We start from the raw sequence: 22,223 nt of genomic DNA, 5'->3' as shown, positions 1-22,223 counted from the left end.
GGGGCTCGCGGCCCCTTTTACGGCTCATGGGCTCTTACGGCTGTCAGCTTGTCGGCCCCTTACGGAGAGCCGAAAGCCGCGAGCAGCGAGCGGACCGAAAGAACGCGAGCAGCGAGCGGACCGAAAGAAGCGGACGTGAAGAATCCGCCTCCCGGGTCCGTTCGGACCCGGGAGGAACAGGGAAGATCCGGGGAGGTCAGCCCCCGACCCCCGCGGCGGGGGACTCGGTGCCGCCGCCGGCCGGCTCGCTGGACTGCGGCTCGTCCGTCGGCGTCGCCGGAGTGCTCGGTTCCGTCGTGGTCGGCGCGGTCTTCGTCGGCTCGCCGGTCGGCTCGTCCGTCGGCTGCGGGGTGGTGGGGTTCCCCGTCGGCTCGTACGTCGGGGGGTTGTCCGTGGTGTCGCCGGTGTTGGTCGAGTCGTCCGACGTGTCGTCGCCCGTGGACTGGTCCGTCGAGCTGTCGCTGGGCTGGTCGGTGGAGTCGTCGTGCTTGCTGGAGTGCGAGACGGTCGGCGTCGGCGTGGTGCCGGTCCCCGAACCCGTGCCGTTCCCGGTGTTGTGCAGCGCCAGCGCGACACCACCGGCGATGGCGATCAGCGCGAAGACCGCGAGGATCCACAGCTTGCCGCGGCCGCTGCCCCGGTTGCCGTGCCCCTCGAAGCCGCCGTCGTCACCGGCCCCGTAGGCCGGGATGAGCGGCGCCGGGATCTGCGTGGTGCCGTAGTCGCCGGGGTGCGGCAGCGAGGCCGTGCCGGCGAAACCGGCTCCCTGGCCGTGCCCCTCGTGCATGGTGACCGGGCCGGTGTTCCAGGTGCCGGTGTGGCTGCCCTGGTCGTACAGCATCTGGAGCGCGTACTGGACGAGGCCGCGCATCTCCTCCGCGGTCTGGAACCGGTCGTCCGGGTCCTTCGCGAGGGCGCGCATGACGAGCCCGTCGAGCTCGGGCGGCACCTCGTGCGAGACCTCCGAGGGAGGCAGCGGGATGTCCTGGACGTGCTGGTAGACCACCGACAGCGGGGTCTCGCCGGTGAACGGGGGCCGCAGCGCGAGGAGTTCGTAGAGCAGACAGCCGGTGGCGTACAGGTCGGAACGGTGGTCGACGGCCTTGCCGAGCGCCTGCTCCGGGGAGAGGTACTGCGGGGTGCCCATGACCATGCCGGTCTGGGTCATCGTCGACTGCGCGCCGTGCAGGGCACGCGCGATGCCGAAGTCCATCACCTTGACCGCGCCGGTCTCGGTGATGATCACGTTCGCGGGCTTGATGTCGCGGTGCACGATCCCGTGCTGGTGCGAGTAGGCCAGCGCCTCCAGCACCCCGGAGACGATGATCAGCGCCTGCTCGGGCCCGGGGGCCTCGGCGTTGATCAGCAGATCGCGGATCGTGTGACCCTCGACGATCTCCATGACGATGTACGGCACGACGCCGTGCCCGACCACGTCCTCGCCGGAGTCGTACACGGCCACGACCGCGTGGTGGTTGAGCCCCGCGACCGACTGGGCCTCGCGCGTGAAGCGGGCCTTGGACACCGGGTCCTCGGCCAGATCGGCACGGAGCAGCTTCACCGCCACGGTCCGTCCCAGGCGCACGTCCTCGGCGGCGAACACCTCGGCCATGCCGCCCCGGCCGAGCCGGTGTGTCAGCCGATACCGGCCGTCGCCGACCAGCCCGCCGTTACCCCACATCTCCGGCGCATCTGACATACCGCCGCCAGTCGCCTCGGGGTCGGACGGGCCCTGAGCGCGCTGCTGCTGTGCCATCAGTCCTCGCCGTCGTTTCTGCCCGCGGTCTGCGCGGTGGTTGTTACGGTCTCCGTCGGGCCACGCTACAGGCTCCACGCCGGGCGCCGGTCCGAGATGAGCGTGAGATGGACCGGCCGTGACGTCCGCCGAAGTCCGTCGGTGCACATTCCGTGTACCGGGCGTACGTCACCTGTAACGCTTCCGCGACGCTTCTTTCTCAGACGGTCACGGAACGGGCACCGAGCTTGACGTGTCCGTGCCCTCGGGCAGACTTGGCCCGGAATAAGCCAATCGATCACCGATGCCGCGGGGGACGCAGAAGATGAGTCAGGACGGCGCACAGGGCCGGTACGCGGGGCGCGCGGTCGCCGGCGGCCGCTACCAGTTGCGCGATCTGCTCGGCGAGGGCGGTATGGCCTCGGTGCATCTCGCCTACGACTCGGTGCTCGACCGGCAGGTCGCCATCAAGACGCTGCACACCGAACTCGGCCGGGAACAGGCCTTCCGCGAGCGCTTCCGCCGCGAGGCCCAGTCGGTGGCCAAGCTCACCCACACGAACATCGTCTCGGTGTTCGACACCGGCGAGGACGACCTCGACGGCATGACGACGCCGTACATCGTCATGGAGTACATCGAGGGCAAGCCGCTCGGCTCGGTCCTCGACGCGGACATCCGGCAGTACGGCGCGATGCCCGCCGACAAGGCCCTGAAGATCACCGCGGACGTCCTGGCCGCGCTGGAGATCAGCCACGAGATGGGCCTGGTCCACCGGGACATCAAGCCCGGCAACGTGATGATGACCAAGCGCAACGTCGTCAAGGTCATGGACTTCGGCATCGCCCGCGCCATGCAGTCCGGCGTCACCTCCATGACGCAGACCGGCATGGTCGTCGGCACCCCGCAGTACCTCTCCCCGGAGCAGGCCCTCGGCCGGGGCGTCGACGCCCGGTCCGACCTGTACTCGGTCGGCATCATGCTGTTCCAGCTCGTCACCGGGCGGCTGCCGTTCGAGGCGGACTCCCCGCTGGCGATCGCCTACGCGCACGTCCAGGAGGAGCCGGTCGCGCCCTCCTCGGTCAACCGCTCACTGCCCCCGGCCGTGGACGCGCTGATCGCCCGCGCGCTGAAGAAGAACCCGAACGAGCGCTTCCCGAGCGCCGAGATCATGCGCGACGAGTGCCTCCGGGTCGCCCAGTCGTTCCAGGCCGCCGCCCCGAACATCGTGCCGGGCGCCCAGACGCCGAGCGGTTCGGGCGTCGGTTCCGCCGTCTTCCCGCCGGTCGACCAGGGCACCCCGGCCCCCGGCCCCGTGCAGACGCCGTACCAGCCGAACCCGTACGGCACGCCGGCCCCCTCCCCGGCCTACGGCTACCCGCAGCAGGGCGGCTACCCGACCCCGCCGCAGACCTCCGCGTACTCCGGGCAGCACGGCACCTCCACGCCTCCCCCGTACAACCTCTCGCCCCAGCCCGCGGCCGGCGGCCAGGGCGGCGCCAGGAGCAACAAGGCGGTCGTGATCGGCTCGGTCCTGGTCGCGCTCATCGCGATCGGCGGCCTGATCACGGCGCTCAGCCTGAACGGCGGGAGCGGCGACGACAACAAGGGCGGCGGCGACACCACCGCCAGTTCGTCGACCACCGCGGTCGCGGGCCACAAGGGTCCGGACACGTCGAAGACGATCGACACCGAGAAGTGCACGGACCCGACGGAGTCGTACGACGACCCGAAGAAGATCATGGTCCCGGACTTCCACTTCAAGAACCTCACCTCGGTGAAGTCCTGCTTCCAGGCCGCCGGTTGGCGGATGAAGGAAGTACCCGTGGACGAGAACACCTACGGCGAGGACACGATCATGGACCAGTTCCCCGCCGCCGGAACGGACGTCGACCCCAAGAACATGCCCGAGATCGAGCTCAAGGTGTCCACGGGCAACCCCTCGTAGGGGTCGGCCCCCCGGGGGGCCCGCGCACCTGGTCACCCGGGCGACCGGGGAGTCCGGGCACGGGTGAGGAATCGGGAACGGAATCGGGAACGGGCCCGGCACTTGAGTGCCGGGCCCGCTTCTTGTCGGTGGTGACCGCGCGACGCCGGGGTGACGGGGGCGGTGGCTCGATGACCCGCGCGGTTACAGGTACGGCCCGCCCGAACGGCCACCCGTACGGGGGTCCTCGTCGCCCTCCAGACCGCCGACACCCGGCGGGAGCGCACGGCGCATCTGCTCCAACTGCGCCCTGGCCGCCATCTGCTGGGCGAACAGGGTCGTCTGGATCCCGTGGAAGAGCCCTTCCAGCCAGCCCACCAACTGAGCCTGCGCGATCCGCAGTTCGGCGTCGCTGGGAGTCCCCTCGTCCGTGAACGGCAACGAGAGCCGCTCCAGCTCCTCCACGAGCTCCGGAGCGAGACCGTCCTCCAGCTCCTTCACGGAACTCGCGTGGATCTCCTTGAGGCGGACCCTGCTGGCCTCGTCCAGGGGAGCGGCGCGCACTTCCTCCAGCAGCTGCTTGATCATGCTGCCGATGCGCATCACCTTGGCAGGCTGTTCCACCATCTCCGTCACCGGGATCTCGCGGGAGTCCTCGTCCCCGGTGCCGCCGAGAGCCATTCCGTCCTGTCCGACGACCAGGATCTGAGGGTTCTCCTGCGACCGTTCGTTCCTCGGCATCTCCATGCCGCCATTCTCTCGCACCCACGTACTCCATCACGGTGGTGCCCCCCGTACACGGTGATCCACCACGTAGGTGGGCCCAGTTGGCGAAATCAGGGGGCGTCACGGCCTCTGAAGTGCGCGAATGACGTCACTTTCGGTCGAGATGCCGGGATCACGACGTCATGTGAGGCTGGTTGCGTCGATCACGGCACCCGTCTTGGCGAACCGTTCCGGGAGGGGGTCACCGACGTGACTCCAAGGCTGCGCACCCTGCCCACGGCCGGACTCCTCGCGGCGGCCCTGCTGACCGGCGCCGCCCCCGTCGCCCATGCCGCTCCCGCGGTCTTCGGGAGCCTCTCGTCGACGGCCGCGGCCAGGTCGGGGAGCCCCGCGTCCACCGGCGCCCTCGCATCCACGGCCCTGGGCGGCTCCGGGGGCCTCGCGTCCACCGCCCTGGCCCGTTCCGGGGTCCTCCTCGCGCCCCTCGTCCCGGCCGGTTCCGTGGATCTCGCGCCCACCGCCCGGGCCGGCTACCGGGGCGATGCGGCCGCCGTCTCGCGGGGGCCTTCGGCTCCCGCCGACAGCTCACCAGCCACGCCGCCCGGCCGTGGCAGCGGCTCGCCCGCTCCCTCCGGCGGGGTGACCACCGAGCCCACCCCGTCGACCTCTCCCGTGCCGTCCGCCCCGGGGACCGGATCACCCCGTCCGTCACCCGGACGGACCACCCCGCCCGTTCCGTCCGCGCAGGGGCCCACCGCCTCGGACGCGGCCGGTCCCACGGCCACCGATCCGGCCCGCCCCACCCCCACGGACGACCCCTCCCGCGCGGGCAGCTACGCGGGCGAGGGACGCGACCGTCCCGGCCGCGCGGAGCAGGACACCCCGGACGGGCGGGACAGCCAGAACTCCGACAGCCCCGACCTGCAGGACACGGCCCCCGCCGCTGACACCGCGATCACGGAGCCGAGCCAGGTCCCCGACCCCTCGGGCGACAACGCGGCCCCCGTCCAGCAGAGCGTCGTGGGCCCCGGCTCCACGCCCGACGGGAACCTGGCGATCCTGCCGCTGGGCAGCGGCCTGATCCTCATCGGCCTGGGCCTGGCCCTGGCCTTCCTGGGCCTGCGGGTGCGCAACGGCTGAGCCGGGCCCTGGGAACCGGCCGGTACGCGGCGGCTGAGCCGAGTTCCGCGAACCGGCCGGTACCCAACGGCCGAGCGCGCCCTAGGGGGCGACGAGCAGCACCTTTCCGATGTGGCTGCTCTCCTCCAGGACCCGGTGCGCGCCCGCCGCGTCGCTCATGGGCAGCTCGCGGTCGACGACCGGACGGACATGGCCGGAGTCGATCAGGGGCCACACGTGCTCCCGTACGGCCGCCACGATGGCGGCCTTCTCGCCGAGCGGCCTGGCCCGCAGCGAGGTCGCGCTGATCGCGGCCCGCTTGTTCAGGAGGGCGGCGATGTTCAGCTCCGCCGTGATGCCGCCCTGCATGCCGATGATGGCGAGCCGGCCGTTGACGGCGAGGGCGCGCACGTTCCGGTCGAGGTACTTGGCGCCCATGTTGTCGAGGATGACGTCGGCGCCCGCCCCCTCGGTGGCCTTCTTGATCTCCTCGACGAAGTCCTGCTCGCGGTAGTTGATCAGGACGTCCGCGCCCAGCTCCGCGCAGAAGTCGAGCTTCTCCTTGGTGCCCGCCGTCACCGCGACCTTCGCGCCCACGGCCTTCGCGAGCTGGATCGCCATGGTGCCGATGCCGCTGGAGCCGCCGTGCACGAGCAGGGTCTCGCCGGGGCGCAGGTGGGCGACCATGAAGACGTTCGACCAGACCGTGCACGTCACCTCGGGCAGCGCCGCCGCCTGCCGGACGTCCAGCCCCGCGGGCACGGGCAGCAACTGCCCGGCCGGGACGGCGACCTTCTGGGCGTATCCGCCGCCCGAGAGCAGCGCGCAGACCTCGTCGCCGGCCGACCAGCCGATGACGCCCGGGCCGACCGCGGCGATGCGCCCCGAGCATTCGAGTCCGGGGTAGGGGGAGGCACCGGGCGGCGGGTTGTACAGGCCCTGCCGTTGCAGCAGATCGGCGCGGTTGACGGCACTGGCCACCACCTCGATCAGCACTTCGCCCTCGGCCGGAACCGGATCGGGAACCTCGTCCCACACCAGCGCCTCGGGCCCACCAGGTTCAGGAATCGTGATCGCGTACATGAGAGGGACGCTACTCCTGGGAGGTGCCGCCTAGTCCTGCGGCAGGGGCCGGACGTCCGGCGCCTTCCACGTGGTGCGCGAGACCCGCACGATCGTGATCAGCCGGTCCGTCAGCTCCAGCGTGCCGACGTCCGGATCGTCGTATCCGAGCACGCGATGACCTCGTACGACGCTGACCACCAGGTCGGTGGTGTCGCGGGCGTTCATGCCCACCTCGGCCTTCGTGACGGGCCGCTCCACGATGTCGAGCCCGCTGCCCTGATGGATCAGGTCCTCCATGACCATGCCCGCGGCCGGGCTGAGCACGGACAGTCCGAGCAGCCGGCCGGCCGCGCTGGCGCTGGTGATGACCGCGTCGGCACCGGACTGCCGCAGCAGCGGCGCGTTCTCCTCCTCGCGGACGGCGGCGACGATCTTCGCCCCGCGGTTGAGCTGCCGCGCCGTCAGGGTGACCAGGACCGCCGTGTCGTCCCGCTGGGTGGCGATGATGACCTGCCGTGCCTTGTGCAGCTCGGCACGCATCAGCACATCGCTGCGCGTCGCGTCCCCGATCACTCCCGCGTACCCCTCGGCCGTCGCCGCGTCGACCACCCGGGCACTCGGGTCGACGACCACGACCTGCTCCTTCCTGAGCCCGCTCGCGCAGACGGTCTCGATGGCCGACCGCCCCTTGGTCCCGAACCCGACGACAACGGTGTGCTCCCTCAAGGCCGCCCTCCAGCGGTTCAGTCGCCACTCCTCGCGGGTGCGTTCCGTGAGGACCTCCAGCGTGGTGCCGACCAGGATGATCAGGAACAGCACCCGCAGGGGCGTGATGACCAGGATGTTGATGAGCCGGGCGACGTCACTGGTCGGGGTGATGTCGCCGTATCCGGTGGTGGAGAGGGTGACCGTCGCGTAGTAGAACGCGTCGAGCATGTCGACGCTGCCGTCGGAGTTGTCGGTGTAGCCACCCCGGTCGACCCAGACGATGAGCGCGGTGAGCACGAGCAGCAGCAGCGCCATCGACAGCCGCTTGGCCACCTGCCGGATCGGGCGCTGCACCACCTTCTGCGGCAGCTTCACCTGGTAGGTCACGAGGTGTTCGTCCGCCTGGCGGGCGATCGTGTCGTCACCCGGAAGTTTCACGTGAAACACTCCCCGCTCGCGTCCATGCCCACGGGCACTCCTCGCCCGCCTTCATGCCCCTCAGGCACGCCTCGCCCGGACACACGCCCCTCACGCCCTCGGCCGGTTCAGGCGAAGCACGCGTCGATCCCCGTGACGGCCCAGGGCAGATCGATGAGGTCCAGCTCCTGCCCGGCACGGGCGCCGCCCGGCGGTACGACCGCGAGCGCGTCGGCGGCCGCGATACCGCGCAGCATCGCCGGGCCGTTGTAGTGCAGCGGCGTGGCCCGTTCGCCGCGCAGTGAGACGGGGATGAGCCGGGTGTCGTACGGGTGCCCCTGCACGGCGTCCCCCAGCGGCAGCGTGTACGGCTCCGGGGCCGCGCGCCCGGCCAGCGTGCGCAGCAGCGGCTCGGCCAGCGTGAGCAGGCCGGAGACGGCGGCGAGGGGGTTGCCGGGCAGCCCGACGAGGTGCTGGTTCTCCCGGGTGCGGGCCAGCAGCATCGGGTGTCCCGGCCGCACCTTGACGCCGTCCACCAGCAGTTCGGCGCCGATGCGGCGCAGGGTGGGGTGGACGTGGTCGACGGGGCCGCCGGCCGTGCCGCCGGTGGTGACGATCAGATCGGCCCGGGAGCCGGTGATCGCCTTGTGCAGCGCCTTGGCGTCGTCGCCGAGCCGGCGCACCGCGACGACCTCGGCGCCCAGCGCCCGCAGCCACGGCGGCAGCATCGGACCGAGTGCGTCCCGGATGAGCCCTTCCCTGGGCAGTCCCTCGGTGAGCAGCTCGTCGCCGAGCACGAGAACCTCGACGCGCGGCCGGGGGACGACGGCGAGCGTGTCGTAGCCGGCGGCCGCCGCGAGACCCAGCACGGCGGGGGTGACCAGGGCTCCGAGCGGCAGCAGTTGGTCGCCGCTGCGGCACTCCTGGCCGCGCGGGCGGATGTCCTGCCCGTGCGCGAGCGCCAGGACGCCCCGGGAACGGGCGGGTGAGGACTCCTGCGCGACGCCCGCGTGAAGCCGGCCCTTGTCGTCGAGGCGGCCGTGCTCGCTGCGCAGGACGGCGGTGGCGTCCCGCGGGACCCGTGCCCCGGTGGCGATCCGGACGGCCTCGCCGTCGCTGAGCCGCTCCGGTTCCGCGTGCCCGGCGAGGACGCCGTCCTCCCGCACCTCCCAGGGGCCGGGTCCGGCGACCGCCCAGCCGTCCATGGCGGAGGTGTCGAAGGAGGGGAGGTCGGTGAGCGCGGTCAGGGGTGCGGCGAGGACGAGGCCGAGGGAGGCCTCCAGGGGGACCGGGACGGGGGTGCGGCGGGCCAGGGAGCGGGCGGCCCGCTCGGCGACGGCCCGGGCCTCCGGCCACGGGGTGGCCCGGTGCCGGGTGTGCTTGCCCTCGCCACCGTCCTGCCCGGGCGACGGGACCGCCGCCGGGTCGGCCGCCTGAGGGCCCGGGACGGCGCGCTCCGCCCGGCCGGGCTCGCCGGACGGTCGGGGGCTCGGGCCCTTGACCAGGGCGAGCGCCTCCTCGACGTCGAAGTCGTCGGTGTCCTGGCCGTCCCGGCTGTCCTGGCTGTCCCGGGTGGAGCGGGCGGCGGTCATCCGGCGTCCGGCTCGGTGGCGGTCGGGGAGGCGGGCGGCGTGGCGGCCGGTGGCGTGGCTTCGGGCGCGTCCTCGTCGGCCCAACGCAGCGCGAGCGCGGCGGCCTTGCGGGAGGCTTCGGCGACCGCTTCCGGGCCTCCTCCGGCCAGCGCGGCCGCGTATCCGACGAGGAACGTGGTCAGGGGCGCGGCCGGCCTGGCGACGCCGTGCGCGGCGTCACGGGCCAGGTCGAGCAGCACACCGGTGTCGACGTCCAGGTCGATGCCCAGTTCGTCCTTGACTGCGGAAATCCATTCATCCAGCACGTGCCCATGCTCCCTGATGCGTGCGCGAGCGGCGGCGATGTCGTCCCAGGTGTCGCAGTCGAAGGACGCGACGGGATCGGCGATGCGTGTGAGGTCGAGTGCGGCGACGAGCCGCCGCAGCGGCAGCCCGGTGAGGCTCCCGTGGGCGGCGGCGAGCACGCCCAGCTCGCGGCGCAGCGCGTCGGCGCGGTAGATGGCCACGAGCGGCTGGTCCCGGCCCTCGGGATCGACGAGAAGGGCGCCGTCGAAACGGGTGCCGGGGCGGTCGGCGGGGGTGGCCGGCCGGTCCGGACGGGTTCCGGGCCGCTCCGCGCGGGCGTCTGCCACCTCGTCACGGGCGTCTGCCGTCTCGTCACGGGTGTCGGGCCCCTGCGCGGGGGTGCCGGGCCCGGCACGGTTCGGGTCCGGTGCTTCGGGAAGGGGCGGGGGCTCGGCCGGGCCGGTGGTGCGAAGGGTGTCCAGCAGGCGCCGGACCGTCTTCTCCTCCAGGAACGGCAGGTCGGCCGAGAGCAGGAGGACGTACGGCGCCGTGGTGTGCCGCAGCCCGGCGTCCAGCGCGGCGAGCGGTCCCCCGCCGGGCGGGTCCTCGCGGGCCCACTCCACGGGGCGTGCCGTGGGCCGGGGCCCGGCCACGACCACCGTGCGGGCGGCGTCGGCACAGGCGGCCAGCACCCGGTCCAGCAGGGTCCGGCCACCCACCCGTACGCCGGGCTTGTCCTCGCCGCCGAGCCGCCGGGCGGCCCCGCCCGCGAGCACGACGGCGTCGTACCCGGCATCGGCGCCGGGGGCGCCGCGCGGATCACGGCTGCCCGGCCGCCCGGTCGCGCCCTCGGGCTCGTACGCGGTCATGCCCCCGAGTATGGGCGCCCGGGGGATCGGTGCCACCCCCGGGGCACGGCACGGTCCGGGGGTGACGGGACCCCGCGTTCTACAGGGTCCGCAGCAGCACCGCCGGCTGTTCGACGCAGTCCGCCACGTACCGCAGGAAGCCGCCCGCCGTACCGCCGTCGCAGACACGGTGGTCGAAGGAGAGCGAGAGCTGGACGATCTGACGCACCGCCAACTCGCCTTCGTGCACCCACGGCTTGGGGATGATGCGGCCGACACCGAGCATGGCGGCCTCGGGGTGGTTGATGATCGGTGTCGAGCCGTCGACGCCGAACACTCCGTAGTTGTTGAGCGTGAACGTGCCGCCCGTGAGGTCCGCCGGTGTCAGCGTCCCGGTCCGGGCCGCCTCGGTCAGCCGGCCGAACTCCGCGCTCAGACCCTCCGCGTCCCGGGCGTGCGCGTCCCGCACGACGGGGACGACGAGCCCGCGCTCGGTCTGGGCCGCGAAGCCCAGGTGCACCTGGTCGAACCGGACGATCTCGCGGGCGTCCATGTCGACCGTCGAGTTCAGCTCCGGGAAACGGGCCAGTGCCGCCGTGCAGATCCGGGCCAGCAGCGCCAGCAGGGAGATCTTCGGGTCGCCGGCCGCGTTCATCGCCCGGCGGGCCCGCATGAGCTCCGTCGCGTCGGCGTCCACCCAGCAGGTCGCGTCCGGGATCTCGCGCCGGCTGCGCGAGAGCTTGTCGGCGACGGCGCCGCGCACCCCCTTGAGGGGGACACGGACACCCGCGGGTGTCGCGCCCCGGGAGACGCCGGACGCGCCGGGCACCACCGACGCGATGTCCGCGTACGAGGTCATCCGATCGGTTGGTGCGTCGAACGCGGGCGCCGTGGCGGGCACGGCGGAGCCGGCGGGCGCGGTCTGCGACTCATGGCCGCCGGTCGACCGCAGCCGGCCGGTCGCCGCCGCGCGCAGCGCGTACTCGACGTCGGCGCGCAGGATGAGCCCTTCGGGGCCGGAGCCCTCCAGCTCCCGCAGGTCCACGCCGTTCTCCCGGGCGAGCCGGCGCACGAGCGGCGAGATGACCGGCACGGGTCCGTCGCCCCGCGACGGCGCCACGCCGTCGCTGTCGGCCCGCGGTGTGCCCGCCGTGGACGGCGGCACCGCGCCGACGGGTTCGGGGCGGCTCTGCGCGGGCCGGGCGGCTGACGTGCCGGGGCCGGGCCGGGACGGTGCCCCGGCCGGCGCGGCGGCTCCGCCCGAGGGGCGCACCCTCCGGCGCCGCGCGGGGGGCGCTCCGGTGCCGTACCCCACGAGCACGTTCCCGGAGCCCTCGTCGCTCCGCTCGTCCGTACCGGATCCGCTGTCCTCGGCGGGGGCAGGGGCGCCGACGGCGACGGTCAGCAGGGGTGCCCCGACGGGCAGTTCGGTGCCCTCCTCGCCGAAGCGGGCGGTGACCACACCGCCGTAGGGGCAGGGGACCTCGACCATCGCCTTGGCCGTCTCGACCTCGACGACGAGCTGGTCGACGGCGACGACGTCACCGACTTCCACCAGCCAGCGGACGATCTCCGCCTCGGTGAGTCCCTCCCCGAGGTCGGGGAGCTTGAACTCCAGCACCTGTGCCATCAGCTCTGCGCCTCCCATTGCAGACGTCCCACGGCGTCCAGGATCCGGTCGACGCCGGGCAGGTGGTGCCGCTCCAGCATCGGCGGCGGATACGGGATGTCGAACCCGGCGACGCGCAGCACCGGCGCCTCCAGGTGGTGGAAGCAGCGCTCCGTGACGCGGGCCGCGATCTCCCCGCCCGGTCCTCCGAACCCGCCCGACTCGTGCACGACGACCGCTCGTCCGGTCCGCCGCACCGACGCCGCGACCGTCTCGTCGTCGAACGGCACCATCGAGCGCAGGTCGACGACTTCGAGGTCCCAGCCCTCGGCCCGCGCCGCCTCGGCGGCTTCGAGGCAGACGGGCACGGACGGCCCGTACGTGATCAGCGTGGCGCTGCGGCCCGGGCGCCGCACCACGGCGCGGCCTATCGGCTCAACGGCCGGCGGCTCGTCCGGGTTCCAGGAATCCTTCGACCAGTACAGCCGCTTGGGCTCCAGGAAGACGACCGGGTCGTCCGAGGCGATGGCCTCGCGCAGCAGTCCGTAGGCGTCGGAGACGGTCGCGGGCATGACGACGTGCAGGCCCGGGGTCGCCATGTAGTACGCCTCGGAGGAGTCGCTGTGGTGCTCGACGCCGCCGATGCCGCCGCCGTAGGGGACGCGGATCGTGATGGGCAGGGGCATGGCGCCGCGCGTGCGGTTGCGCATCTTCGCCACGTGCGAGATGAGCTGCTCGAACGCCGGGTAGGCGAACGCGTCGAACTGCATCTCCACGACCGGCCGCAGGCCGTACATGGCCATGCCGACCGCCGCGCCGAGGATGCCCGCCTCGGCGAGGGGGGTGTCCGTGCAGCGGTCGTCGCCGAACTCCTTGGCGAGTCCGTCCGTGACGCGGAAGACGCCGCCGAGGGTGCCGACGTCCTCGCCCAGCACGTGGACGGAGGGGTCGGCGGCCATGGCGTCGCGCAGGGCGCGTCCGAGCGCCTGCGCCATGGTGGCCGGCTTGAGGGCAACCGTGGTCATCGCCCGGCTCCTTCCGGGCCGTGCGGGCCCGCTCCGAGCGTGCCGTCCGCCTCGGCGTCCAGCTCCGCTCTCAGCTGGCTCTCCTGCTCGAGCAGTTGAGGAGTGGGGTGGGCATACACATGGGCGAACAGATCCATGGGGTCGAGCACCGGGTCCTGGTTCATGCGCTCGCGCAGGTCCGCGGCCATCGCCTCGGCACCGTCGCGCACCGCCTGCAGGGCGGCCTCGTCGAGCAGACCGCGCTCGGTCAGCTCGCGCTCCACCAGCGCGACGGGGTCGTGGGCACGCCAGGCCTCGACCTCGGCGTCACCGCGGTAGCGGGTGGCGTCGTCGGCGTTCGTGTGGGCGTCGATGCGGTAGGTCACGGCCTCGACGAGGGTGGGGCCGCCGCCAGCGCGGGCGTGGGCGATGGCCTCGCTCAGGACCTGGTGCACGGCCACCGCGTCGTTCCCGTCGACCAGGCGGCCCGGCATCCCGTAGCCGACGGCCTTGTGGGCCAGCGACGGGGCGGCGGTCTGCTTGGCGAGCGGGACGGAGATGGCGAAGCCGTTGTTCTGCACGAGGAAGACGACGGGCGCCTGCCACACGGCGGCGAAGTTCAGCGCCTCGTGGAAGTCGCCCTCGCTGGTGCCGCCGTCGCCGACCAGGGCGAGCGCGACCACGTCGTCGCCCTTGAGGCGGGCGGCGTGCGCGAGGCCCACGGCGTGCGGGAGCTGGGTCGCGAGGGGGGTGCACAGGGGCGCGACGCGGTGCTCGTGCGGGTCGTACCCGGTGTGCCAGTCGCCGCGCAGGAGCGTGAGGGCCTGGACGGGGTCGAGACCGCGGGCGACGGCGGCGAGGGTGTCGCGGTAGCTCGGGAAGAGCCAGTCGCGCTCCTCCAGCACGAGCGCGGCGGCGACCTCGCAGGCCTCCTGTCCGGTGCTGGACGGGTACACGGCGAGACGGCCCTGCTTGGTGAGCGCGGTGGCCTGGACGTTGTACCGGCGGCCACGGACCAGTTCCGTGTGCAGACGGCGCAGCAGGGCCGGATCGACCTTGGCGGCCGCGTCGGTGCCGAGGACGCGGTGGGGCAGCGCGTCGGGCAGCAACGGCGCGGGGTCGGTGCGGGGCTGCCAGGCGGGCGGCGGCGTGGGCCGGTAGGCCCCTCGCTGCTCCATGACCGTCATGACGGCACCTCCTCGTGGGAGCGGCTTCGGACGCATCACGGGTGTGATGCGCCTCACCTACCGATTGTTCGGTCGTCGGCACATTTTGGCTACAGGCGGCGCCAGGCTGTGGACAAACGGTTCCGCGCGGCCTGAGATGGACGCAGTACGTCCATGGTAGGGAGGCGGGGGGACATGGCACCTGAACAAATGGCCGAGCCGCCGGAGGCCGGACCCTCCGTGCCGCCCGCCCGTCCGCTCGACGCGATCGACCAGGACATCCTGCACATGCTGCAGGCGGACGGCCGTGCCTCCATACGCTCCGTGGCCGAACGGGTGCATGTCTCGAGGGCCAACGCCTACGCGCGGATCAACCGGCTCATCGAGGACGGTGTGATCCGCGGCTTCGGGGCCCGCGTCGACCACGAACGCGCGGGTCAGGGCACGTCGGCGTACATCACCCTCAAGATCGTGCAGAACTCCTGGCGCACGGTGCGGGAGCGGCTCAGGGTGCTGCCCGGGGCCTCGCACATCGCCCTGGTGGGCGGCGACTTCGACGTGCTCCTGCTGGTGCACACGCCGGACAACCGGGCGCTGCGCGAGCTGGTGCTCACCCGGCTCCAGGCCATCCCGGAGGTGCTCAGCAGCAGGACGCTGCTGGTCTTCGAGGAGGAGGACCTGGAGCCGGAGGCCTGACCTCCGGCGGCATCGGCCCGCGCCGCCGACCAAGACCGGCCCGGGTCGCGCCGGCCCCGCGGCCCCGCAGGCCGGCTCAGGGCTCCTGCCGGAGACCTCCGAAGACCAGCACCACCACGGCGTCGGCCACCTCGCGGGCGCCCATGCCCCGCGCGTCGGGGCGGTACCACTCCACGAGTGAGTTGATCATCCCGAAGACCAGCCGGGTCGCGAGCCGGACCTCGACGTCGCCGCGTACGTCCCCGTCCGCGGCCGCCGCCTTCAGGAGCTCGGCGACCCTGTGGTCGAAGTCGCGGCGCCGCTCCAGGGCCCACCGTTCGGTGTCCGTGTTGCCGCGCACCCGCAGGAGCAGCGTCACGTAGGGCAGTTCGGAGGTGAGCACCTCGACCATGCGCCGCACCACGTACTCCAGGCGCTCCACGGCCCGTCCCACGCGCGCGTGCTCCTCGTCGAGGATCTCGAAGAGGCCGTCCAGCGCCCGGCTCACCGCGCGCCGCAGCAGCTCCTCCTTGCCGGAGACATGGTGGTAGATCGACGACTTGGAGATGCCGGCGGCCTTGGAGAGGTGCTCCATGGAGGTGCCGTCGTAGCCGCGGTCGTTGAAGACCTGGACGGCGACGGAGAGCAGGGTCTCGGGGGTGTACGTGTCCCGTTTGGCGGTGGTCACGAGGTGCCCTCCCGCTTCTCCGTGGCGTAGGCGTGGCGGTAGAGCGCCAGCGACGGCGCGTAGCGCCCGGAAGGGTCGCGCGTGTGGAGTTCGTCCAGGACGTCGTACGACCAGTCGGCGCCGAGCCTGCGGCTCCACTCGAAGGGGCCGAGGGGGTAGTTGACGCCGAGGCGCATCGCGGTGTCGATGTCCTCCTCGGTGGCCACGCCCTTGGCGACCGCGTCGTGGGCGAGGTCGACGATCCGGGCCACCGTGCGGGCGACGATCATGCCGGGGCAGTCGCCGATCACGCTGACGTCCTTGCCCAGCGCCTGGAAGAGGCCGATGGCCTCCGAGAGCGTCTGGGCGGCGGTGTCCTGGGACGTCGACAGGGCGATGCGGGTGGCCTTGCGGTAGTCGAGCGCGAGGTCGAAGTAGACGACGTCGCGGAACTCGACGGAGGTCTGGCCGTCGGCGAGGACCAGTTGGCCGCCGCTCGGCAGCACCAGGCGGGTGCCGTGGTCCTCCTCGTCCTCACGGACCCGGATGCCCGCCTCGCGGATCAGGGCGAGGACGTCGGCGGCGGGGCCCAGGTCGCCCTCGGCGATGACGTACGCGGGCGGCTGCTCCTTCTCCGCGGTGTGCGGTTCGGACCGCTCGGCGTCGTCCGCGTAGTCGTACCAGCCGTGTCCCGTCTTGCGGCCGAGCCGGCCCGACTCGACGAGCCGCCGCTGGGCGAGCGAGGGCGTGAAACGCACGTCCTGGAAGAAGGAACGCCACACCGAGTGCGTCACGGACTCGTTGACGTCCTGGCCGATCAGGTCGGTGAGTTCGAAGGCGCCCATCCGGAACCCGCCGGACTCGCGCAGCACCGCGTCGATGGTGGCGGGGTCGGCGGCCTGGGACTCGAGGACCGCGAAGGCCTCGGCGTAGAAGGGCCGCGCGATGCGGTTGACGATGAACCCGGGCGTGTCCGCGCAGGCGACGGGCGTCTTGCCCCACGCGCGGGCCGTCTCGTACGCGCGCGTGGCCGAGGTGACGTCCGTCGCGAACCCGGAGACCACCTCCACGAGCGGCAGCAGCGGCGCCGGGTTGAAGAAGTGCAGCCCGACCAGACGGCCCGGATTGCGCAGCGTGCCGCCGATGGCCGTGACGGACAGCGAGGAGGTGTTGGTGGCGAGCAGGCAGTCCTCCCCGACGATGTCCTCCAGCTCGCCGAACAGCCGCTGCTTGACGTCGAGTTCTTCGAGCACCGCCTCCACGACGAGCACACAGTCCGCGAGGTCGGTGAGGCTCTCGGCCGGCTGGAGCCGGGCGCGCGCGGCGTCCCGTTCGGCGCCGGTGAGCCGGTCCTTCGCGACGAGCCGGTCGAGCCGGGCGCCGATCGCTTCGGCCGCCGCCGCGGCACGCCCGGGAGCGGCGTCGTAGAGCCGCACGGGATGGCCGGCCACCAGCGCGACCTGGGCGATGCCCTGGCCCATGGTGCCGGTGCCGACGACTGCCACGGGGCTGCTGAGGTCGAGTGCTGTCATGTGCGCGATCCTCCCGCACGACGTTTTCCACAGATGCGGCGGACCCCCTTGTCCCGACCGATCGTTCGGTTACTCTAACTCTGACTGTCCATTCCTGCCCAGCTCGCGAGCTCGACGAGGAGCTCTTGAGACAAGGAGTTGGTCCTTGATGGCCGCCGAACTCACCGCGCACCAGTTGATCGCCAAGCACCGGCCGACCCTGGATCAGGCGCTGGAAGCGATCCGCACGCGCGCGTACTGGTCCCCGCATCCCGAGCACCCCAAGGCGTACGGCGAGCACGGCAGCCTGGGCATGGCCGAGGGCAAGGCCGCCTTCGACGCCCTCCTGGGCACCCGCTTCGACCTGGACCAGCCCGGCACGGACGACTGGGTCGGGGGCGAGGTGTCGCCGTACGGCATCGAGCTCGGCGTCACCTACCCGCACGCGGACATCGACACGCTGCTGCCCGCCATGCGCGCGGGACAGCGCGCCTGGCGCGACGCGGGCGCGGAGATCCGCGCGGTGGTCTGTCTGGAGATCCTCAAGCGGATCAGCGACCGCACGCACGAACTCGCGCACGCGGTCATGCACACCAGCGGCCAGGCCTTCATGATGGCGTTCCAGGCGGGCGGCCCGCACGCGCAGGACCGCGGCCTGGAGGCGGTGGCCTACGCCTACGTGGAGCAGGTCCGCACCCCCGACACCGCGGAGTGGAGCAAGCCCCAGGGCAAGCGCGACCCGCTCACGCTCACCAAGCAGTTCACGGCCGTCCCGCGCGGCATCGCGCTGATGATCGGCTGCAACACCTTCCCGACGTGGAACGGCTATCCGGGTCTGTTCGCCTCCCTGGCGACGGGCAACGCGGTCCTGGTGAAGCCCCACCCGCGCGCGGTGCTCCCGCTCGCGCTCACCGTGCGGATCGCGCGCGAGGTGCTCGCCGAGGCGGGCTTCGACCCGAACCTGGTCGCGCTCGCCGCCGAGCGTCCCGGCGAGGGCATCGCGAAGACGCTGGCCACCCGCCCCGAGATCCGCATCGTCGACTACACCGGCTCCACCGCCTTCGGCGACTGGCTGGAGGCCAACGCCCGCCAGGCGCAGGTCTACACGGAGAAGGCCGGCGTCAACACGGTGATCGTCGAGTCGACCGCCGACTACAAGGGGATGCTGTCCAACCTGGCGTTCTCCCTGTCGCTCTACAGCGGCCAGATGTGCACCACCCCGCAGAACCTGCTGATCCCCCGCGACGGCGTCTCCACGGACGAGGGCCACAAGTCCTACGACGAGGTCGTGGCCGATCTCGCGAAGTCGGTCGGCGGACTCCTCGGCGACGACGCCCGCGCGAACGCGCTGCTCGGCGCCATCGTGAACCCCGACGTCAAGGCCCGGCTGGAGGCCGCCGCCGGTCTCGGCGAGGTGGCGCTGCCCTCGCGGCAGATCGACAACCCCGAGTTCCCGGGTGCCGTCGTGCGCTCACCGCTGATCGTGAAGCTCGACGGCGCGCGCAAGTTCTGGGAGAACGCCGGGAGCGACGACGAGGCCGCCTACCTGAGCGAGTGCTTCGGTCCGGTCTCCTTCGCCGTCGCGGTCGACTCGGCCGCGGAGGCCGTGGAGCTCCTGCGGCACACCACGCGGGACAAGGGCGCGATGACCGTCGGCGCGTACACCACCGACGAGGCCTTCGAGCGCGAGGTGCAGGAGGCCTGCCTGGAGGAGTGCGCGCAGCTCTCCCTGAACCTCACGGGCGGGGTCTACGTCAACCAGACGGCCGCGTTCTCGGACTTCCACGGCTCCGGCGGCAACGCCGCGGCCAACGCGGCCCTGTGCGACGGAGCGTTCGTCGCGAACCGCTTCCGGGTGATCGAGGTACGCCGGGAGGCGTGAGCCCCGTAGCCCCGCGGGCGGCTCAAACCGGTGCGCCCCCGGTGGCGCTCCAGTGGAACAGCGTCATGGCCACACTGGTCGCGAGGTTGTAGCTGGAGACCTGGGGGCGCATCGGCAGCGAGACCAGATGGTCGGCCCGGGAGCGCAGTTCGGCGGACAGCCCGCTGCGCTCCGAGCCGAAGGCGAGCAGGGCGTCGTCGGGAAGCTTCGTCCCCCGGATGTCCTCGCCCTCGGGATCAAGCGCGAAGACCGGGCCCGCCGGCAGTTCGTCCACGCTCAGCCGCTCCACGGCGGTCGCGAAGTGAAGGCCCGCCCCGCCGCGTACGACCGTGGGGTGCCAGGGGTCGAGCGTGCCCGTGGTGACCACACCGGTCGCGCCGAAGCCCGCCGCGAGCCGGATCACCGCCCCGGCGTTGCCGAGATTGCGGGGGTTGTCGAGGACGACCACGGGCGTGGTGCGCGGCGCGCGGGCCAGCGACTCCAGGTTGGCGGCGCGTGAGGGACGTACGGCGAGAGCCGCCACCGAGGTGGGATGCGGGCGCGCCACGAGTGACGTGAACGCGGGCTCGGGCACCTCGGTCAGCAGCTCGTCGAGAGCGCCGCGCACGTCGGGGGCCAGGTCGCCGGCCAGTTCGAGGACCGCCGACCGGTCGGTCGTGACGGCGACCGGGATCCGCGCCCCGAAACGCACCGCGTGCTTGAGGGCGTGGAAGCCGTCGAGCAGGACGGAGTCGTCGCAGAGCTGGCGCCAGACACGTACCGGGTCGTTCATGCCGTGAAGCCTACGTGCGTCTGCTCGGGCTCCTCCGGAGTGCTCGGTTCCGGCTCCCGGGGCCCCGGGAGCCGGAACCGGCCGCCGCCGGGAAACAGCCGGTCCCGCGCGCGCGTCACCCGTCCGCCCAGGTGGCGCAGGAAGGACGTGGGCAGGAACACGGAGTCCGCGGCGATCATCGCGAGCGAGAAGAACGGCAGCCCGAGGACCACGGCGATCACCGCGTGCTCGGTCATCATGACCGCCAGCAGGACGTTCTTGACCCGCCGGTTGAACAGGGTGAAGGGGAAGGCGACCTGTGCGACGACCGTCCCGTACGTCACCAGCATCACGATCGTGCCGTGCGCGGACATCAGGTCGGACAGCGCCGGCCACGGCGAGAAGGACTGCAGGTGGAGCGGGTAGTAGACGGCGGTGCCGTCCTGCCAGCGCGAGCCCTGGATCTTGTACCAGCCCGCCGTCGCGTAGATCAGGCACGCCTCGGCCATGATGATCATCAGAGCGGCGTTGTGCACGAGGTTGGCGACGACGTCCAGCAGGACGCGCGGTTCCGTGGTGCGGGCGTGGCGGCCGACCGCCCACCACAGCCCCTGCGCCGCCCACAGCCCCCAGAAGACCGTGAGCCAGCCGCCCAGGAAACCCCCGTCGATCCGTCCGGCGCCCGTCGCCACCGCCAGCGCGAGCCCGAGCACCGCCCACAGCACCGGGCCCGCCCGGTCCGGCCCGGTCCACTCGCCCCCCGCGCGGGCTGCGTGGGCGAGGCGGTCCCGTCGCGCGTCGAGGGACCACACCTGGGCGCAGCGCGTGAACACGAGGTAGATCGCCATCAGGTGGAGGACGTTGTCCCCGCCGTCCCCGATGAAGACACTGCGGTTCTGCAGGGACAGCACGCCGATCATGAAGACCACGGACACCGCGCGGGTCCGCCATCCCACCAGCAGCAGGGCGGCGGAGAGGACCGCGAGGGCGTAGACGGTCTCGAACCACAGCCGGCTGTCGGACCACAACAGGACCGTGAAGGCGTGGTTGCTCGCGACGAGCTGCCGGGCGAGGTCCCAGCTCCAGGGCGCGTCGGGCCCGTACATCTCCTGACGATGGGGGTACTCGCGCAGCAGGAACAGCAGCCAGGTGACGGCGAAGCCGATACGGATCACGGCGCTCTGGTACGGACCGAGGGCGGACTCGGTGACCCGGGCGATGCCGCGCGCGAGCGCGGGAGCGATGCGGTTCATCGGGCACTCGCCTCCGTCGGGCCGTCCGCGCTGTCCCCGGCGGGCACGGCCCACCAGGGCAGCTCACGGACGACGGGCCGGTCGGACACCTTCTCGTCGCTCCACCGTGGAGGCGGCACGTCGGTGGTGAGGGAACGGAACTGGAGGCGTTCGACGACGGCGCCCTCGCCGCCCGCCCGCTCACGGTGCAGGCGCAGGACGCCGATACGGCGCAGATAGTGCTCCGACAGCTCGCCGCGCAGGCCCACGGGTCGGTTCTCGCCGTCGTGCGTGCCGAGGTAGAAGTCCCAGGCCCGGCGCAGTTCGTTCTGCTGGGTGTGGCTCGGCAGCGGATTGCCGTCGATGGCCAGTCCGTCGAGCGCGGACAGGTCGTACCAGCCGGTCTCGCGGCTGGTGCCGTCCTCGGACCGGACCAGGGCGCGGACCTGGACCGCGATGTCCTGCTGCAAGGGGTTGGGGGCGAAGAGCTTCCAGTTCTGCTCGAACTCGGGGTAGATCCAGTCGTCGATCGCGCGGCCGTGCTGCTTCGTCACCGTGTTGGACGGCGCGACATGCAGGAACACCATGCCGAGGTGCGCGCAGGCGACGACGGCCACGACCGCCAGGGCCAGGGCGGCGGCGATCTGCGAGCGCAACGACAGCGCCGCGAGTCCCACGGGAACCCCGCCCTCCGGGCAGTCGGCTTCCCCGGGGGACCCGAGGGGGGCCGTCGTACCGGAAACGGGCCCGTCGAGGACCGGCGTCGCGGACGTGGGCTCCTCAGGAGGCGCGGCGGCGACGGGCTCGGACGGGGGCTCCTGCGGGAGCACGGGTGCGCTCGTCGAGGGCACGGGCTGCTGCGGGAGCGAGGGGGCGACGGGCGGGGACGGGGGCTCCTGCGAGGCCGGGGAAGCGGCCGCGTCCGATTCCGGGCTCTCGGGCTCCGCGACGGGGGCCGTCGCGTCCTCCTCGGCCGCACCGGTCTCGGGGCCCGAAGCCTCGGGCGCCGGGCGGGGCGCCGGCGCGTCGGCCGGCCGCGGGCCGGGCACCGGCCTGTCGCCGCTGACACCGGACGCGCCCTCCTCGGGCGCGGCCGAGCCCGGCTCGCGCTCAGAGCCCTCGTGCCTCGCGTCCATCCCGCCCCGATCCACGATCCCGGATCCGACTGCCGGCCGCCGGACTGCGGGCACCGTACCGCCACGTCGTTCCGCACCACGACGTGCGCAAGCGAACCGTACTCAGAGCGGGACCTCCGGCACAGCCCCATCTGTCACAACGGGCACTCCGACGCCCGCGAGTCATCCACA

The 22,223-nt window shown here is 72.8% G+C and carries 18 protein-coding genes; 4 read left to right on the top strand and 14 right to left on the bottom strand.

The annotated features are described in order from the left end of the window. Nucleotides 1–196 precede the first annotated feature (196 nt). Nucleotides 197–1,756, bottom strand: a complete 1,560-nt coding sequence (locus ACZ4TO_RS24050; protein ID WP_382783458.1) for a protein kinase domain-containing protein — start codon at nt 1,754–1,756, stop codon at nt 197–199. A 304-nt stretch (nt 1,757–2,060) separates the two neighbouring features. On the opposite strand from ACZ4TO_RS24050, the gene ACZ4TO_RS24045 reads away from it, so the two are divergent. After that, complete coding sequence (locus ACZ4TO_RS24045; protein WP_382783454.1) at nt 2,061–3,680, top strand: protein kinase domain-containing protein; 1,620 nt, start codon at nt 2,061–2,063, stop codon at nt 3,678–3,680. A gap of 183 nt (nt 3,681–3,863) precedes the next feature. Here ACZ4TO_RS24045 and ACZ4TO_RS24040 read toward each other — a convergent pair whose 3' ends face one another. Next, complete coding sequence (locus ACZ4TO_RS24040; protein ID WP_382783451.1) at nt 3,864–4,406, bottom strand: bacterial proteasome activator family protein; 543 nt, start codon at nt 4,404–4,406, stop codon at nt 3,864–3,866. A gap of 228 nt (nt 4,407–4,634) precedes the next feature. Between ACZ4TO_RS24040 and ACZ4TO_RS24035 the strand changes: the two genes are divergently transcribed. Beyond that, a complete protein-coding gene (locus tag ACZ4TO_RS24035; protein ID WP_468025166.1) occupies nt 4,635–5,525 on the top strand; it encodes a hypothetical protein in 891 nt (296 codons plus the stop codon). An 81-nt stretch (nt 5,526–5,606) separates the two neighbouring features. On the opposite strand, the gene ACZ4TO_RS24030 is transcribed toward ACZ4TO_RS24035, so the two are convergent. From ACZ4TO_RS24030 to pdhA, 7 genes are all read right to left on the bottom strand, one after another. Then, nucleotides 5,607–6,587, bottom strand: coding sequence for an NAD(P)H-quinone oxidoreductase (locus tag ACZ4TO_RS24030; protein WP_382783445.1), 981 nt, complete (start codon nt 6,585–6,587; stop codon nt 5,607–5,609). Nucleotides 6,588–6,617: 30 nt separating this feature from the next. Then, nucleotides 6,618–7,715 carry a potassium channel family protein gene (locus tag ACZ4TO_RS24025; RefSeq protein ID WP_382783442.1) on the bottom strand — a complete coding sequence of 366 codons (1,098 nt, stop codon included), beginning with the start codon at nt 7,713–7,715 and terminating at the stop codon, nt 6,618–6,620. Between the two features lie 107 nt (nt 7,716–7,822). After that, nucleotides 7,823–9,286: a molybdopterin molybdotransferase MoeA gene (locus tag ACZ4TO_RS24020; protein WP_468025165.1), complete on the bottom strand. Its 1,464-nt coding sequence runs from the start codon at nt 9,284–9,286 to the stop codon at nt 7,823–7,825. Continuing rightward, entirely contained in the window at nt 9,283–10,440 is a 1,158-nt protein-coding gene (locus ACZ4TO_RS24015) for an NTP transferase domain-containing protein (protein ID WP_468025164.1), read from the bottom strand. Before ACZ4TO_RS24015 ends, ACZ4TO_RS24020 begins: the two co-directional genes overlap by 4 nt. A gap of 79 nt (nt 10,441–10,519) precedes the next feature. Next, nucleotides 10,520–12,049 carry a dihydrolipoamide acetyltransferase family protein gene (locus ACZ4TO_RS24010; RefSeq protein WP_468025311.1) on the bottom strand — a complete coding sequence of 510 codons (1,530 nt, stop codon included), beginning with the start codon at nt 12,047–12,049 and terminating at the stop codon, nt 10,520–10,522. Further along, nucleotides 12,049–13,053: an alpha-ketoacid dehydrogenase subunit beta gene (locus ACZ4TO_RS24005; protein ID WP_382783432.1), complete on the bottom strand. Its 1,005-nt coding sequence runs from the start codon at nt 13,051–13,053 to the stop codon at nt 12,049–12,051. Before ACZ4TO_RS24005 ends, ACZ4TO_RS24010 begins: the two co-directional genes overlap by 1 nt. Continuing rightward, nucleotides 13,050–14,219: a pyruvate dehydrogenase (acetyl-transferring) E1 component subunit alpha gene (gene pdhA, locus ACZ4TO_RS24000; RefSeq protein ID WP_385042780.1), complete on the bottom strand. Its 1,170-nt coding sequence runs from the start codon at nt 14,217–14,219 to the stop codon at nt 13,050–13,052. Before pdhA ends, ACZ4TO_RS24005 begins: the two co-directional genes overlap by 4 nt. Before the next feature lie 174 nt (nt 14,220–14,393). Here pdhA and ACZ4TO_RS23995 point away from each other — a divergent pair, with 174 nt between their 5' ends. Next, nucleotides 14,394–14,894: an Lrp/AsnC family transcriptional regulator gene (locus ACZ4TO_RS23995; RefSeq protein WP_382783426.1), complete on the top strand. Its 501-nt coding sequence runs from the start codon at nt 14,394–14,396 to the stop codon at nt 14,892–14,894. Between the two features lie 76 nt (nt 14,895–14,970). Here the strand turns inward: ACZ4TO_RS23995 and ACZ4TO_RS23990 are convergent, their stop codons facing one another. Both ACZ4TO_RS23990 and ACZ4TO_RS23985 read right to left on the bottom strand, forming a co-directional pair. Then, nucleotides 14,971–15,561 (bottom strand): TetR/AcrR family transcriptional regulator, encoded by a 591-nt coding sequence (locus ACZ4TO_RS23990; protein ID WP_385042782.1) that lies wholly within the window; start codon nt 15,559–15,561, stop codon nt 14,971–14,973. Then, nucleotides 15,558–17,072: a 3-hydroxyacyl-CoA dehydrogenase gene (locus ACZ4TO_RS23985; RefSeq protein ID WP_382783420.1), complete on the bottom strand. Its 1,515-nt coding sequence runs from the start codon at nt 17,070–17,072 to the stop codon at nt 15,558–15,560. Before ACZ4TO_RS23985 ends, ACZ4TO_RS23990 begins: the two co-directional genes overlap by 4 nt. A 148-nt stretch (nt 17,073–17,220) precedes the next feature. Here ACZ4TO_RS23985 and paaN point away from each other — a divergent pair, with 148 nt between their 5' ends. Then, nucleotides 17,221–18,933 carry a phenylacetic acid degradation protein PaaN gene (gene paaN / locus ACZ4TO_RS23980; RefSeq protein WP_385042784.1) on the top strand — a complete coding sequence of 571 codons (1,713 nt, stop codon included), beginning with the start codon at nt 17,221–17,223 and terminating at the stop codon, nt 18,931–18,933. A gap of 22 nt (nt 18,934–18,955) precedes the next feature. Here paaN and ACZ4TO_RS23975 read toward each other — a convergent pair whose 3' ends face one another. The 3 genes from ACZ4TO_RS23975 to ACZ4TO_RS23965 are packed head-to-tail and all read right to left on the bottom strand — an operon-like array spanning nt 18,956 to nt 22,052. Further along, nucleotides 18,956–19,705: a TrmH family RNA methyltransferase gene (locus ACZ4TO_RS23975; protein WP_468025163.1), complete on the bottom strand. Its 750-nt coding sequence runs from the start codon at nt 19,703–19,705 to the stop codon at nt 18,956–18,958. Further along, nucleotides 19,702–20,937, bottom strand: a complete 1,236-nt coding sequence (locus ACZ4TO_RS23970; protein WP_468025162.1) for an HTTM domain-containing protein — start codon at nt 20,935–20,937, stop codon at nt 19,702–19,704. The genes ACZ4TO_RS23975 and ACZ4TO_RS23970 overlap by 4 nt, the downstream gene beginning before the upstream one ends. Next, nucleotides 20,934–22,052: a DUF5819 family protein gene (locus tag ACZ4TO_RS23965; RefSeq protein WP_468025161.1), complete on the bottom strand. Its 1,119-nt coding sequence runs from the start codon at nt 22,050–22,052 to the stop codon at nt 20,934–20,936. The genes ACZ4TO_RS23970 and ACZ4TO_RS23965 overlap by 4 nt, the downstream gene beginning before the upstream one ends. Nucleotides 22,053–22,223: the final 171 nt, after the last annotated feature.

Source organism: Streptomyces sp. NPDC028298 (assembly GCF_055565895.1).
This window is presented reverse-complemented; position numbering and strand designations above follow the sequence as displayed.